General features: G+C 74.3%; 10 protein-coding genes. 9 read left to right on the forward strand and 1 reads right to left on the reverse strand.

Going from position 1 to position 13,876, the window contains the following annotated elements; all coding sequences use genetic code 11:
• The first annotated feature begins 383 nt into the window (after positions 1–383).
• The 8 genes from GBN72_RS01115 to GBN72_RS34760 all read left to right on the forward strand — a co-directional run bounded on the left by GBN72_RS01115 (position 384) and on the right by GBN72_RS34760 (position 11,879).
• The gene (locus GBN72_RS01115) at positions 384–2,066 is read left to right on the forward strand and encodes an ABC transporter ATP-binding protein (RefSeq protein WP_218042001.1); all 1,683 of its coding nucleotides are present in this window, start codon (positions 384–386) and stop codon (positions 2,064–2,066) included.
• The gene (locus GBN72_RS01120) at positions 2,063–3,949 is read left to right on the forward strand and encodes an ABC transporter ATP-binding protein (protein ID WP_151769718.1); all 1,887 of its coding nucleotides are present in this window, start codon (positions 2,063–2,065) and stop codon (positions 3,947–3,949) included. The genes GBN72_RS01115 and GBN72_RS01120 overlap by 4 nt, the downstream gene beginning before the upstream one ends.
• A gap of 96 nt (positions 3,950–4,045) precedes the next feature.
• The gene (locus GBN72_RS01125; RefSeq protein WP_151769719.1) at positions 4,046–5,836 is read left to right on the forward strand and encodes a siderophore-interacting protein; all 1,791 of its coding nucleotides are present in this window, start codon (positions 4,046–4,048) and stop codon (positions 5,834–5,836) included.
• Positions 5,837–5,972: 136 nt separating this feature from the next.
• Complete coding sequence (locus GBN72_RS01130; protein WP_218042002.1) at positions 5,973–6,956, forward strand: FecCD family ABC transporter permease; 984 nt, start codon at positions 5,973–5,975, stop codon at positions 6,954–6,956.
• A gap of 62 nt (positions 6,957–7,018) precedes the next feature.
• Positions 7,019–8,074: a FecCD family ABC transporter permease gene (locus GBN72_RS01135; RefSeq protein ID WP_151769721.1), complete on the forward strand. Its 1,056-nt coding sequence runs from the start codon at positions 7,019–7,021 to the stop codon at positions 8,072–8,074.
• Between the two features lie 53 nt (positions 8,075–8,127).
• Positions 8,128–8,931 carry an ABC transporter ATP-binding protein gene (locus tag GBN72_RS01140; RefSeq protein ID WP_151770866.1) on the forward strand — a complete coding sequence of 268 codons (804 nt, stop codon included), beginning with the start codon at positions 8,128–8,130 and terminating at the stop codon, positions 8,929–8,931.
• Entirely contained in the window at positions 8,928–9,920 is a 993-nt protein-coding gene (locus GBN72_RS01145; RefSeq protein WP_151769722.1) for an ABC transporter substrate-binding protein, read from the forward strand. The genes GBN72_RS01140 and GBN72_RS01145 overlap by 4 nt, the downstream gene beginning before the upstream one ends.
• A 1,452-nt stretch (positions 9,921–11,372) precedes the next feature.
• Entirely contained in the window at positions 11,373–11,879 is a 507-nt protein-coding gene (locus tag GBN72_RS34760) for a hypothetical protein (protein ID WP_218042003.1), read from the forward strand.
• 244 nt (positions 11,880–12,123) lie between these two features.
• Here the strand turns inward: GBN72_RS34760 and GBN72_RS01155 are convergent, their stop codons facing one another.
• On the reverse strand, positions 12,124–13,095 hold the full coding sequence (locus tag GBN72_RS01155) for an AraC-like ligand-binding domain-containing protein (protein ID WP_174887053.1): 972 nt from the start codon (positions 13,093–13,095) through the stop codon (positions 12,124–12,126).
• Between the two features lie 244 nt (positions 13,096–13,339).
• Here GBN72_RS01155 and GBN72_RS34970 point away from each other — a divergent pair, with 244 nt between their 5' ends.
• On the forward strand, positions 13,340–13,804 hold the full coding sequence (locus tag GBN72_RS34970) for a peptidoglycan-binding domain-containing protein (RefSeq protein ID WP_246212198.1): 465 nt from the start codon (positions 13,340–13,342) through the stop codon (positions 13,802–13,804).
• Positions 13,805–13,876 lie beyond the last annotated feature (72 nt).

Raw genomic sequence — 13,876 nt, forward strand, 5'->3', positions numbered from 1 at the left:
CCGAACGGTCCGGCGGGGCGGCCGTCGTCATGCGCGGGGCCCGGCCACGCGCCGACGGTGGACCGGTTCCTGGGGGCTCCCGGAGGAGTGGGACGTGCCGGCCGGCAGGAGTGAGGTTTGCCTCACCTAACCTCGCCTGTTAATTTGTCGACGTTCTCGGACGGGACGGCGGCCGGGAGTTCGTCCTCGCCCGCCGGATCCCGCCCCTCCGCGCACCACTCGACCCACCGCGAGGGCGATGCGCCCCGCACGTGTGCGGGCCGACCGTGCTCCCGACCGTGAAGGGCTCACGTATGCCCGGCAGTTCGCCCTCGAGCGGCACCACGCGGACGGCGGACCGTCCGCCGGACGCGTCGGGCCCGGACCCCGTGCCGGCGCCGCCCGTGCCCCGTTCGCCCCGGGCGGTGTTCGCGGCCTCCCTGCGGCGGCACCGCGGTCGGCTGTCGGTCGGCTGGCTGCTGCTGGCGCTGCACCAGGCTGCGGAGGCCGCCGTCCCGATCGCCATCGGCCTGATCATCGACCGTGCCGTGGCCACCGGTGACCTGACGGCGCTGAGCTGGTCCGTGGCCGCGCTCGCCGTCCTGTTCACCGTGCTCACGCTGGCGTACCGCTTCGGCTCCCGGCAGGGGGTGACCTCGCTGGAACGGGAGGCGCACCTGCTGCGCGTCGAGGTGGCCCATGCCGCCCTGGACCCGCGGGGGCGCCGCACGGGTCTGCGCACCGGCGAACTGCTCGCGGTGGCTTCCTCGGACACCCAGCGGACCTCGCTGGTCATCCGGGCGGTGTCCCTCGCCATCGCCGCGGTCACCGCGATCGTCGTCTCGTCCGTGGCCCTGCTCGTCATCGACGTCCCCCTGGGGCTCGGCGTGCTGGCCGGGGTGACGCTGTCGGTGTTCCTCAACGGGCGGGTCGGTCCCCGGCTCACCCGGCACAGCGCCGCGCTGCAGCAGGCCACCGGGCACGTCACGGCCATGGCCGCGGACCTGCTCGGCGGACTGCGCACCCTGCGCGGCATCGGCGCCCGGTCGGCCGCCTCCGACCGTTACCGCGCGACCGGGCAGGAGGCCCTGCGGGCCGGTCTGCGCGCGGCCACGACCACCGGGCTGCACCAGGGGGTGACGGCCGCCGTCAGCGGCCTCTTCCTCGCCGGGGTCGCCGCGTTCGCGGGCTGGTCGGCACTGACCGGCCGGCTCACGGTGGGGCAGCTCGTCACCGTCGTCGGTCTGGCCCAGTTCATCGCCGAGCCGCTGCGCACCCTGGGCTTCTGCGGCCAGATGGCCGCCGGGGCGCGGGCCTCCGCCCGGCGCTGGGCCGGCGCCGTGGACGCCGCCCCCGAGACGTTCCCCGGCACCCGCGCGACCCCGCCCGGACAGGCGGACCTGATGCTGCGTGACGTGGTGCACCGGAGCCTGGACGGCCTCGAGCTGCACGCCCCGCACGGGGCGCTGACCGCCGTCGTCACCCACGACCCGCGCGACGCCGACGCGCTGCTGGCCGTGGTCTCCGGCCAGGCCGCCGGACACGGGGGAGAGGTGCTGATCGGCGGTGTGCCCGCCGCTGAACTCTCCCTGGACGCACGGCGGAGCACGGTCCTCGTCGAACAGCACGACGTGGCGCTGTTCGAGGGGAGTCTGCGGGCGAACCTGACGGCGGGCGCCGGCCACGGGGACGCGGCGATCGCCCGCGCGGTGACCGCGGCCGCGGCCGACGACATCGTCTCCCAGCTCCCCGCCGGCCTGGAGCACCAGGTGACCGAGCGGGGCGGTTCGCTGTCCGGAGGGCAGCGCCAGCGCATCGGCCTCGCCCGCGCCCTGCTCGCCGCGCCGCCCGTGCTCGTCCTGCACGAGCCGACCACCGCCGTCGACGCGGTGACCGAGGAGGCGATCGCGAGCCGGCTCGCCGCCCACCGCCGCGGACACTGCACGGTCGTGATCACCAGCAGTCCCGCGGTGCTGGCCCGCGCCGACCGGGTGGTCGTGATCGAGGACGGGCGCGTGGCGCGCACCGGCACCCATGCCCAGCTCGCCGCGTCGGACCCGGCGTACCAGAAGGCGGTTCTGCGATGACCGAACAGCGAACGACGCCCGCGCCCGGCCGGACCGGTGCCGGCCGGACCGGTGCCGACGAGGCCGCGGACGGACGCGGTCCGGACCGGGCCGAGGACCCCGTACTGTTGCCCGTCGCCTCGCCGCGCCGGACCTGGTCGCTGCTCCTCGAGGAGCTGGCCGGTCACCACGGGCTCGCCGCGGCGGCCGTGGTCGTCATGCTGCTGGCCGGAGCCGCGGGCCTGGTCGCGCCCTGGGTGCTCGGCGGGCTCGTCGACGACGTGCGGGCGGGCGCCGGAACCGAGCGGCTGCCCTCCGCGGTGACCGCCCTGGTGGCCGCCGCGCTGGCGGCCGGCGTGCTCACCGCGGTGGGCTCGGCCCTGGTGGCGCGGGTGGGCGAGACCGTGCTGGCCCGGGTGCGCGCCCGGGTGCTCGACCGCGCGCTCGGCCTGCCGTCCGCCACCCTGGAGCGGGCCGGCACCGGCGACCTGCTCTCCCGCACCGGCGACGACGTCGCGGTCGTCACCGCCGCCATATCCGGCGTCGTGCCGCCGCTGATGAGCTCCCTGTGCATCGTGGTGCTCACCGGCGGCGGGCTGTTCGCCCTGGACTGGCGGCTCGGCGTGGCGGGCCTCGCCGCGGTGCCGGTGTACGTGCTCGCGCTGCGCTGGTACCTGCCGCGCTCCGCCCCGCTCTACGCCGAGCAGCGCGTGGCGACCGGCGCGCGCACCCAGGCGCTGTCGGCCGCCCTGCACGGGGCGTCCACCGTGCGCGCCTACCGGTGGGAGGAGGAGCACGTGGCCCGCGTCGACCAGCGGTCGGCCGTGGCCCGCGACCTGGCCCTCACCGTGTTCCGGATGTACACCCGGTTCGGATCCCGCCTCAACCTCGCCGAGTTCGTCGGCCTGGCCACCGTGCTCGTCACGGGCTTCTTCCTGGTGCGGGCCGACGCCGTGACCGTGGGCGCCGTGACGGCCGCGGCACTCTACTTCCACCGCCTGTTCAACCCGATCGGCTTCCTGGTCACGCAGTTCGACGAGTTCCAGGAGGCCGGGGCGAGCCTGGCCCGCCTCGCCGGGGTCGCCACGATGAGCCCGCCGCCGGAACCCGACAGCCCCCGGACGCCGGCCGACGCGAGCCTCGAACTCACCGGTGTCACCCACGCCTACGGCGGAGAGCCGGTGCTGCGCGAGGTGACCCTGAGGGTCGCGCCCGGTGAACGGGTGGCGCTGGTCGGGGCCAGCGGGGCGGGCAAGACCACGCTCGCCTCCGTGGCCGCCGGCGTCCTGCGGCCGCTCGAGGGCACGGTACGACTGGGCGGCGAACGGCTGGAGCGGATCGGCGAGAGCCGGCTGGGCCGCCATGTCGCCCTGCTGAGCCAGGAGTTGCACGTCTTCCACGGCACCCTGCTGGACAACGTGCGCCTCGCCCGCCCCGACGCCGACGACGACGCGGTGTTCGCCGCGCTCGACCGCGTCGGCGCCCTGGAGTGGGCGCGAGCGCTGCCGGACGGCGCGGCCACCCAGGTCGGCGAGGGCGCGCACCCGCTGACCGCCGCCCAGGCCGCCCATCTGGCCCTGGCCCGGCTGGTGCTGGCGGACCCTCCGGTCGCGGTCCTGGACGAGGCCACGGCCGAGGCCGGCAGCGCCGGCGCGCGCGTGCTGGAGGAGGCGGCCGAGGCGGCGACCCGTGGCCGGACCACGCTGCTGGTCGCGCACCGCCTCACCCAGGCCGAACGCGCCGACCGGATCCTCGTCCTCGACCGGGGCGCCGTGGTGGAGAGCGGCTCGCACACCGAACTGCTCGCGGCGGGCGGACGGTACGCCGAACTGTGGTGGAGCTGGACGGGACTCGGGCCGGAACAGGAGGAGCCCTCGCGGCACCCGGTCCCCGCGCCCCGCTGAGGCCGGGGTCTCGAATGCGTCACGACCAGCGGAAGATGGCTAAAATTAGGGTAGGCTAACCTTACTTTTCCTGCTCTTCTCGCGGTCGGAGTGTTCATGCCTCGCTCGTCCCGTCCCCTCCAGATCTTCCCGATCGTGATGCGCCACGTGGAGGTGGCCGGGGTCGAGGACGTCACCGCGAACATGCGGCGGATCACGCTCACCGGCGAGGACCTCACCGAGGGCGTCATGGGGGAGGGATACCACCGCCCGGCCTTCCGCTCCGAGGGGTTCGACGACCACGTCAAGCTCGTCGTGCCGCCCGCCGGGGGAGAACTGCCGCGCGTCGGCACCCAGGAGGAGACGCGCTTCGCGTGGAACCCCGAGGTGCTCGGCAACACCCGTGACTACACGGTCCGTTCCTGGGACCCGGCCGCCAACACCTTCTCCATCGACGTGGTCCGCCACGACCACGGCCTCGCCGCCTCCTGGGCGTTCGCCGCGCGGCCGGGCGACCGGATCCACTTCGCCGGACCGAAGTCCTGCGCCCGGATCAACACCGATGCAGACTTCCACCTCCTCGCCGGCGACGAGACCGCCCTGCCGGCCATCGCCCGCTGGCTCGAGGAGGCCCCCGAGGGCACCCGCGGCCATGTCGTGGTCGAGGTCCCCACCGCGGAGGACCGCCAGCAGGTCGGGACGCGGGCCGACGTACGCGTCGAGTGGCTGGTCCGCGGCGACGCGCCGGCCGGCACCGGCACCCGGCTCTTCGACGCGGTCCGCCGCGTGGAACTGCCCGAAGGACGCGTCTACGCCTGGGTCGCCGGCGAGGCGATGACCATCGCCCCGATCCGCCGCTACCTGCGCGACGAGCGGGCCCTCCCCAAGGAGGACGTCGAGGTCACCGGCTACTGGCGGCGCCCGAAGACCGCCACCGGCGACGGGCGGGCTCCGCGTGACAACGCCGAGAGCCTGACGCCGGTCGCCGCGGACGAGGGCGAGGAGACCTCCGCCGACCTGCTCGCGCAGCTCCACGAGATGACCGAACTGGCCCCGCCCGTCATCACCCGTGTCGCCGTCACCCTCGGCGTCAACCCGGCCGTCGCCTACGGGGTGACCACCCTGGACGGCCTCGCCGCCGACACCGGCGTACCGGCCGCCCGGCTCGCCCCGCTGCTCGACGGCATGACGGCGCTCGGACTCCTGGAGCGCGACGGCGCCCACTTCCGCAACACCCCGCTGGGCGCGGTGCTGTGCGAGGACTCCGCGCACGACGACCTCTCGTTGGACAACCCGGCCAACCGGGAGGCGCTCGCCTTCGTGGACCTGGCGGACGTCCTGCGCGCCGGCGGGCACGCCGCGCGCCTGGGCGAGCGGACCTGGCGCGAGCGGCGCGCGGACGACGCCGTCCTCGACGCCGCCCACCAGGACCGGGCGGCAGAGGAGCTGGCGTACGTCCTCGACCTGCTGCCCGACCTCCCGGCCGTGCGGGACGCCCGCACCCTCGCCGTCGCCGGCGACGGCGCGGCCCACGTGGCCGAGAAGATCGCCCGCGGCCGCACCGTGCACCTGCCGGGCACGGACGCCGCCGCATGGCCCGCCCACGACTGCGCCGTCCTCGTCGCCGCGCTGGAGGGCCGCACCGACGACGAGTGCCACGACCTGCTCCGCAAGGCCCTCACCTCGGGCTCCTCCCTCGTCCTGTTCGAGCGCACCAGCGACAAGGCCGCCGTCGACGACCACGCCGCCGAGCACGCGCTGACCAGCCTCGCCGTCACCGGCCTCCCGCTGCGCTCCAGCACCGGGATCGACCACCTGCTGCGCGAGGCCGGCGCCCGCACGGTCGAACGGACCATGCTGGGCTGGGGCTTCGGACACTTCGGAACGGTCACCGTCGCCCATGTCTGAGACAACCGCGTCTGAGACAACCGCGTCCGAGACAACCGCGTCCGGGACGGCCGCGTCCGGGACGGCCGCGTCCGGGACGGCCGCGTCCGGGACGACCCGTGCGCCGCGTACCGTCGCGGACCGGCCGTCGCGGCGCATGCCCCTCGTCCTCGCCGGACTGGCCGTGGCCCTCCTGCTGTCCGTCGCGGCCAGCCTCCTCGTCGGCGCCGAGGGCATCGCCCCGGGCCGGGTCCTCGACGCGGTCCTCGGCCACGGCGACCGGCAGGCCGACGCCCTCGTCCTCGACTCGCGGCTGCCGCGCACCGTCGTCGCCGTCGCCGTCGGCGCGGCGCTCGGAGTCGCCGGCGCGCTCATCCAGGCGTTCACCCGCAACCCGCTCGCCGACCCCGGCATCCTCGGCGTCAACGGAGGAGCGGCGCTCGGCGTCACCCTCGCGCTGTGGGCCGGGGCCTCCACCTCCACCAGCGCCCTGGTGCTGCCCGCGCTGGCCGGCGCGATGCTGGCGACGGTCGCCCTGCTCCTGCTCGCCTCCGCGGGCAAGGGCCCGGCGACCCCGGTCCGCATGGTCCTCGCCGGTGTGGCGCTCGCCGCGGTCCTCGGCGGCTTCACCACCGCCATCCGCCTGTTCGACGTCACCACCTTCGACGGGTACCGGTCCTGGGCCGCGGGGTCGGTGGCCGGGCGCTCGCTCGACGACCTGGCCGGAGTCGCCGGATACCTCGCCGTGGGGCTGCTGCTCGCCCTCACCCTGGTGCGCCCGCTCAACGCGGTCGCGCTCGGCGAGGAGACCGCCGCCTCACTGGGCGTCGACACCCGGCGCGTGCGGCTGCTGACCATCGTCGCCGTCACCCTGCTCGTCGGCACGGCCACCGCCGTGGCCGGGCCCATCACCTTCCTGGGGCTGATGGTCCCGCACGCCTGCCGCCTGCTGGCCGGCAACGACCAGCGCCGGATCATCCCGCTGTCCGCGCTGGCCGCACCCGTGGTCCTGGTCGTCTCCGACGTCGTGGCCCGGGTGGCGCTCCCGCTGCGCGAGATGCCCGTCGGCGTCGTGACCGCGTTCGTCGGCGCACCGGTGCTCATCCGGCTGATCTCCCACCGGAAGGTGCACACCCAGTGACCGCGAAGACGCCGCTTCCGACGCCGACGCCGACGCCGAGACCGACGCGGACGTGGTCGTGGATGACGGCCGACCAGGGCGACCTGGTGGTCCGCGTGCCGGGCCGCCTCCGGATCTCCGCACGGCTGCCCGTGCGCTCCGTCGCCGTCTGCGCCGCGCTGATCGCCGTGACCGCCGCCGTGACCTTGGCCGCCCTCATGCTCGGCAAGGTGACGTACTCGCCGGCCGAGGTCCTGCGGACGCTGACCGGCGACGGCACGCGCGTCAGCGAACTGTTCGTCGTGCAGTGGCGGTTGCCGCGGGCCGTAGCCGCAGTCGTCCTCGGGACGATGCTCGGCGTGGCCGGCGCGCTCTTCCAGTGCATCACCCGCAACCCGCTCGGCAGCCCCGACGTCATCGGCTTCACCGCCGGCGCCTCGGCCGGCGGCGTCGCGGTGATCACGTTCGCGGGCTCCGGACTCGCGGCCGTCACCGGCGGCGCCCTGGCCGGCGGCCTGGTCGTGACCCTGCTGGTGGTGCTGCTCTCCCGCGGCGGCGGCACCGCCGGCTTCCGCCTGGTCATCGTCGGCATCGGCCTCAACGCGATGCTGGTGGCGCTGGAGACGTACCTCTATCTGGTCGCCGACTCCGACATCTCCCAGGTCGCCGCGGTCTGGGGCGCCGGATCGCTGAACGCCGTCAGCTTCACCCACACCGGCCCCGCCCTCGTGGTGGGCGCCGTCGCGACCCTCGTCGTCTGCGCCGGACTCCAGCGGGCCCTGCCCCTGTTCGACCTCGGCGAGGACGTCGCCACCACGCTCGGCGTCCGGCCCGCCCGGCTGCGCCTGCTGCTCGTCCTCGGCGGCGTGGTCCTCGTCGCCGTGGTCACCGCCGCCGCGGGCCCCATCGCCTTCGTGGCGCTGGCCGCACCGCACGTCGGCCGACGGCTCGCCGGGGCGTCCGGCACCGCGCTCGCGCCCGCCGCCTGCGCAGGCGCCCTCATCCTCGCCAGCGCCGACCTGATCGCCCAGCACGCCGTACCCGGGGTCTCCCTCCCCGTCGGCGTGGTCACCGTCGCCGTCGGCGGCCTCTACCTCCTGACGCTCCTCGTCCGTGAGAACCGGAAGGGCACCCTGTGACCAACCCCGCCCGCCCGGCGCCGGCCACCTCGCTGCGCGCCGACGACATCACCATGGCCTACGACGGCCGGGTCATCGGCGAACACCTGACGGTCGGCATCCCCGACGGGGAGTTCACGGTGATCCTCGGCCCCAACGCCTGCGGCAAATCCACCCTGCTGCGCTCCCTGTCCCGGCTCCTTGAGCCGCGCGAGGGCACCGTGTGGCTGGACGGCAAGGACATCCACCGGATGCGGGCCAAGGACCTCGCCACCCGGCTCGGCCTGCTGCCCCAGTCCGCGGTGACCCCGGCCGGCATCCGCGTCCTGGACCTCGTCCGGCGCGGCCGCTACCCGCACCAGTCCGTCCTCTCGCGGTGGAGCCAGGAGGACGAGCACAGCGTCCGCCAGGCGCTGCGGCAGACCGGGATGACGGAGCTGACGGACCGCCCGGTCGACGAACTGTCGGGCGGGCAGCGCCAGCGCGCCTGGGTCGCCATGGCGCTCGCGCAGGAGAGCCCGATCCTGCTGCTCGACGAGCCGACGACGTTCCTCGACGTCTCGCACCAGATCTCCCTGCTGGACCTGTTCGCCGATCTCCACCACACCGCCGGCCGCACGATCGTCGCCGTGCTCCACGACATCAACCACGCGGCCCGCTACGCCGGACACCTCATCGTGATGTCCGACGGGCGCGTCGTCGCGCAGGGCCCCCCGGCAGAGGTGCTGACCACCGAGCTCCTCGCCGACGTCTTCGACATCCAGGCCACCATCATCGAGGACCCGGTCAACGGCGGTCCTCACATCATCACCCGGCACCAGGGCCGCCGCACGGCGCCCGCCTCCTCCTCCTCGCAACTCCGGAAGGTCGCACCATGAAGTCCACCCCCGCCGCGTTCGTCGCGGGCGCCGCCGCCCTCGCCCTCGCCCTGACCGGCTGCTCCTCGTCCTCCTCGGACGAGGCCGGTTCCGACGGCGACAAGGCCGCGAAGCCCGCCGCCTCGCGCACGGTCACCGACGCCACCGGTGCGAAGGTCGAGGTGCCCGGCACCCCCGAACGGATCGTCACCCTGCACTACGCCGCCACGCAGCCGGTCCTGGACCTCGGCTTCGAGCTGGTCGGCCAGGGCGCGTTCGAGGAGGGCATCATCCCCGAGGACCAGGCCGCCGAGGCCGAGAAGGTCCCGGTCGTCGCCCAGCAGGAGCCCGCGCTGGAGGAGATCGCCGCCCTCGAGCCGGACCTGATCTTCGCCCCGAACATCTACGACGAGGAGACCTCCGAGGCGCTGAACGACATCGCGCCCGTCTACACCTTCACCCTCCGCGGCGGCGACCGCGCCAAGTGGACGCAGCGGACCGAGGAGATCGCCGACGCCCTCGGCGTGCCGGAGAAGGCCGACGAGCTCCAGAGCGAGTTCACCGAGCGCCAGAAGAGCATCGCGACCACCTACGCGGACGTCATCAAGGGCAGGACGGTCGGCGTCGTCGGCGCGTACGAGGAGAACAACTTCTACGCCTGGGGCGAGAAGAACATGCAGGGCTCGCTGCTCGTGCCGCTCGGCTTCACCTGGTCCAAGCAGGAGAGTGACATCGTCAAGGACCAGAAGGAGCCGGAGGCCACCCTCTCCCACGAGAAGCTGGAGTCCGCGGTCGGCGACGCCGACGTCCTCTTCCTCGACTCCAACCTGCGCGGCGAGGTGAACGCCTTCATGAAGGACCTTCAGGCGACCTCCCTCTACGAGCAGCTCCCCGCGGTGAAGGACGGCCACGTCTACGTCGGCGGCAAGAACACGGTGGCGGGCTACACCGACGCCCACTACACCCTCGACCGCGTCGAGGACGCCCTGAAGGACCTCCAGGGCGAGTAAGCCCCTGCTCCCGTCGTCCCGCAGCCGCCGTGCCCCTCGCCGAGGTGCACGGCGGCTTCGCCGTTCCGGGCCACCGGGACGTCGCATGACCGCATCGCATATTCCGATAAGGTGATTATTAGGTCATTTGTGTACTTCATGGGCGGTTGACGCGGGAGGTTGAGGGAGAGGCGCGCGGCCACTCCGTGTGCCTCTCCGATTTCGTTCCACGAGGAGCAGTGCATGAGACCGAAGGGCAGAGAGCCGTCGACCAGGCTGGGTCCGCTTCCCCGGCCGGCCAGAGCCATCGCGGGCGGCGCGGTGGTGTCGATGGCGCTGGTGATGTTGGGATTCACCAACCCCGCAGCGGCGGACGGCAAGCAGTCGGCCGGCGTGCAGGCGTTCGGCGACAGGTGCCGGAGCGAGGGGGACCACCACCAGCACGACCAGCGGGGTGGCCACGGGGACGACAAGTGCAAGGGGAAGGGCGAAGGGCAGCCGGGACCGCCCGGACCTCCCGGACCGGAAGGTCCCGCGGGGCAGACCGGCCCCGCAGGACCGGCCGGCCCGGCAGGACCCGCAGGACCGGAGGGTCCGGCGGGACAGAACGGACAGACCGGGCCGGCGGGACCGGCAGGACCGGAGGGACCGGAAGGACCGGCCGGCCCCACGGGACCGGCGGGTCCGGCAGGCGGACCGCCGGGCCCCACCGGACCGGAAGGCCCCGCGGGCCCGGTCGGCCCCGCCGGTCCGGAAGGACCGGCAGGACAGGCCGGACCGCAGGGTGAGGACGGTCCTCAGGGCGAGACCGGCGCGCAGGGCGAGCAGGGTGAGCAAGGTGACCCGGGCCCGCAGGGTGAGCCCGGGCCTCAGGGTGAGACCGGCGAGACCGGTCCGCAGGGTGAACAGGGTGAACAGGGCGAGCAGGGTGACCCGGGCCCGCAGGGCGAGCAGGGCGACACCGGACCACCCGGTGAGACCGGTCCGCAGGGCGAGCAAGGTGACCCGGGCCCGCAGGGTGAGCCTGGGCCTCAGGGTGATCCCGGTGAGACCGGTCCGCAGGGTGAACAGGGTGAGCAGGGTGACCCGGGCCCGCAGGGTGAGCAGGGTGAGCCCGGGCCTCCCGGTGAGACCGGCCCGCAGGGCGAGCAGGGTGAGCAGGGTGACCCGGGCCCGCAGGGTGAGCAGGGTGAGCCCGGGCCTCCCGGTGAGACCGGCCCGCAGGGTGAGCAAGGTGAGCCCGGTCCTCAGGGTGATCCCGGTGAGACGGGCCCCGAGGGTCCTCCCGGCGTGGACGGGCCGGAGGGGCCTCCGGGGCCCATGGGTGAGCCCGGTCCCCAGGGTGATCCCGGCGAGATGGGCCCCGAAGGTCCCCGAGGCCAAATCGGTCCCCCCGGGGTTCCGGGACTTCCGGGGATTCCGGGTGACCAGGGTCCCGAGGGACCTCAGGGCCCCGAGGGCCCCCAGGGTGAGATGGGCCCCCAGGGCGAGGCGGGCCCGCAGGGCGAGCCCGGGCCGGCCGGACCGGCCAGCTGCTACGACATCGACTCCGTGGCGCAGGAGATGTACGAGGCCAAGGCGGTGGTGTCGAACGGCGTCGCCTACGCCGGGATCAAGAACGTCACCGGAGGCGTCGGGCGCGAGTTCACCTGGTACGACCTCACGCAGACCCCCGGCGGCGGGTACCCGGAGGGTGCCTGCGGCGTCTCCGTCTCCGAGGTGGCCCATGTCGTCAGGGTCGAGGTGCTGACGACGGACGGGGGTGTCTACGAGACGAGCTGCGACAAGGTCATCGGCGGAGACGGCTCGGACCAGCTGGACTGCAACGGTGTGTGGGAACCGCAGACCACCCCCGGCCCCGGTGCTGCCGCCGCGGCCGAGCCCCTCGGGAACAACCCGCGCCCTTCGGCAACCGGCGCCGCGGCCCCCGGCGCCGTGCCGGGCGGATCGGCCGCCGCTCGCGAGGAGAGGCAGCCCTGACCGGCAGGGCGCCGGCCGCGCCGGAGCCCTGACCGGTATGCGGCGGGTGCCGGGCCCGGACCTGTGCCCCGGCCCGGCACCCGCCCCGGCGCCGCCGGACAGGTCACACGACGCTCCCGCCGGGGCGGCACAGGGCCGGGCATACCGGCCGCCGCGCACGACGTGGTGGAAGAGGTGGACGCACGCCCGCCGCCGGTCCGGCGCCCTGTACGGGGAGACGAGGGGGGCGAGCCGGACCGGCGGCTCAGTCGTGCGGGCCGCGGGCGTGGTGCCGGTCGCGCCAGCCCCGGGGCGGCACCCCGTACGCGTCCTTGAAGACCCTGCTGAAGTGGGTCGCGTTCATGAAACCCCAGCTCCGCCCGATCGCCGCGACGGTCCGCGACCGCCCGGCGGGCCCGGCCAGCTCCCGCTTGCACGCATCGAGCCGCCGGGCACGTATCCAGTCCCCGAGGCTGATGCCCGCCCGGGACAGCACGGCGTACAGATGCCGTACGGAGATGCCGTGCGCGGCCGCGATCCGGGCCGCCGACAGGTCGGGGTCGGCCAGGTGCTCCCGGATGTACTGCGTGATCCGCAGACTGAGCGTCGCCTCCAGGGGCCCCTTCGCAGGGCCGGCGTCCCCGTGCTGGGAGACCAGGAGGGCACGCAGCAGCTCGATGGTGGGGGCGACGACGGCCTCGTCGGCGTCGTCGCGGTGCAGCTCCTCGCTGACCGCGAGCTGCGAGAAGTACGTGTAGGCCAGCCGCGCGAGCGGGTTCCCGGCGCCGAACGTCACCGTGGTGGTGTCCCGGAGCAGCCGGTCGGGCAGCGCGAGGGCTGCCAGCGGCAGCCGCAGGAAGTGGTGGTCGATGCCCTGGTCGAAGAGGAGCGTGTACGGGGCGTCGGACCGCAGCATGGCGAACTCCCCGGGCCCCACGACGCATTCGCGCCCGTTCTGCACGCCGATGCTGGTGCCGGTCACCTGAAGGCTGAGGAAGAGGGACGGCTCCTCGTCCTTCCGTACGAGCCGCTCCGTGCGACGCAGTCTGACCGCCGTCGACCGTGCCGAACACACCCTGAGCGGCCCGACGGACCCGACGTCCATCCGTGCCCGGATCTCCCCGGCCGGAGGCCGGTGGTCGATGTCGACGACCACCACCGAGCCCCACACCGCGTCCCGGATGACCTCCTCGCGGTCCTGCGGCCGTATGGACGTGGTGTCCAGCGCCGGACTCATCCGGTGCACCCCGCCCGCCCCGGCACCACCTTGGTTCCTCGCTCCACGCGCCCCCCTCGACACGGATGGTTCCGGGACGAGTGTGGGTGACGCGTACCCGCGGTGCAACCGCCGGGGTGCGGGAGAGGCGGTGTGCCGGCATGGCGAGCAAAGCATCCGGCACGCACGGCAAAGTCACGGCTCTCCGACGGGCCTAAGTTCCCTCAGCGATACACCACTTCCACCGGATCGGACGGGGACCCCTATGCACCTCTCCATACGTCGGGCCATCAGAACCGCCGGCACGGTCGTCGCCGCGACGGTCGCACTGCTCGGCGCCGCGGCGACCGCTGCTCCCGGGGCCTCCGCGGCGGCCGGCGACCCCTATACCTGCGACACGTACGAGGCCCGCTTCATGGCCTCGCACTCGGCGACCATGAAGGTCAGCGCGTGGATCCCTTACAGCTTCGGGATCTACAGCACGGAGTGCACGCTCCGCCAGAACGACCAGGGAAGCGGAGTGAGGGCACTCCAGAGGAGCCTGAAGTACTGCTACCAGCAGAACATCGCCGTGGACGGGTCCTTCGGCCCGGCCACCTTCATCGCTCTGAAGAACGCGCAGAGCAAGCTCGCCGGGGTCGACTCCGACGGGGTGTACGGCTACTACACCGGCCGTGCCATCAAGTTCCCCTACTTCACTCCCACCGGCGCGTTCTACACGTGCCGCTGACCGCCAGGAGCACGAGGCGATGACCGAAGCGGGGGGTGCCGGACGGTGCCCCCCGCTCCCGCGTAGGTAAGG

The sequence above is a fragment of the Streptomyces abyssomicinicus genome (genome assembly GCF_008974245.1).
In the GTDB taxonomy this organism is placed as follows: domain Bacteria; phylum Actinomycetota; class Actinomycetes; order Streptomycetales; family Streptomycetaceae; genus Streptomyces; species Streptomyces abyssomicinicus.

Bases quoted from the DNA above. Each gene is read 5' to 3' on its own strand.
- GBN72_RS01155 (WP_174887053.1), bottom strand. From the start codon at position 13,095: ATGAGTCCGGCGCTGGACACCACGTCCATACGGCCGCAGGACCGCGAG.
- GBN72_RS01130 (WP_218042002.1), top strand. From the start codon at position 5,973: ATGCCCCTCGTCCTCGCCGGACTGGCCGTGGCCCTCCTGCTGTCCGTC.
- GBN72_RS01145 (WP_151769722.1), top strand. From the start codon at position 8,928: ATGAAGTCCACCCCCGCCGCGTTCGTCGCGGGCGCCGCCGCCCTCGCC.
- GBN72_RS34760 (WP_218042003.1), top strand. From the start codon at position 11,373: ATGGGCCCCCAGGGCGAGGCGGGCCCGCAGGGCGAGCCCGGGCCGGCC.
- GBN72_RS01135 (WP_151769721.1), top strand. From the start codon at position 7,019: ATGACGGCCGACCAGGGCGACCTGGTGGTCCGCGTGCCGGGCCGCCTC.
- GBN72_RS34970 (WP_246212198.1), top strand. From the start codon at position 13,340: ATGCACCTCTCCATACGTCGGGCCATCAGAACCGCCGGCACGGTCGTC.
- GBN72_RS01140 (WP_151770866.1), top strand. From the start codon at position 8,128: ATGGCCTACGACGGCCGGGTCATCGGCGAACACCTGACGGTCGGCATC.
- GBN72_RS01125 (WP_151769719.1), top strand. From the start codon at position 4,046: ATGCCTCGCTCGTCCCGTCCCCTCCAGATCTTCCCGATCGTGATGCGC.
- GBN72_RS01120 (WP_151769718.1), top strand. From the start codon at position 2,063: ATGACCGAACAGCGAACGACGCCCGCGCCCGGCCGGACCGGTGCCGGC.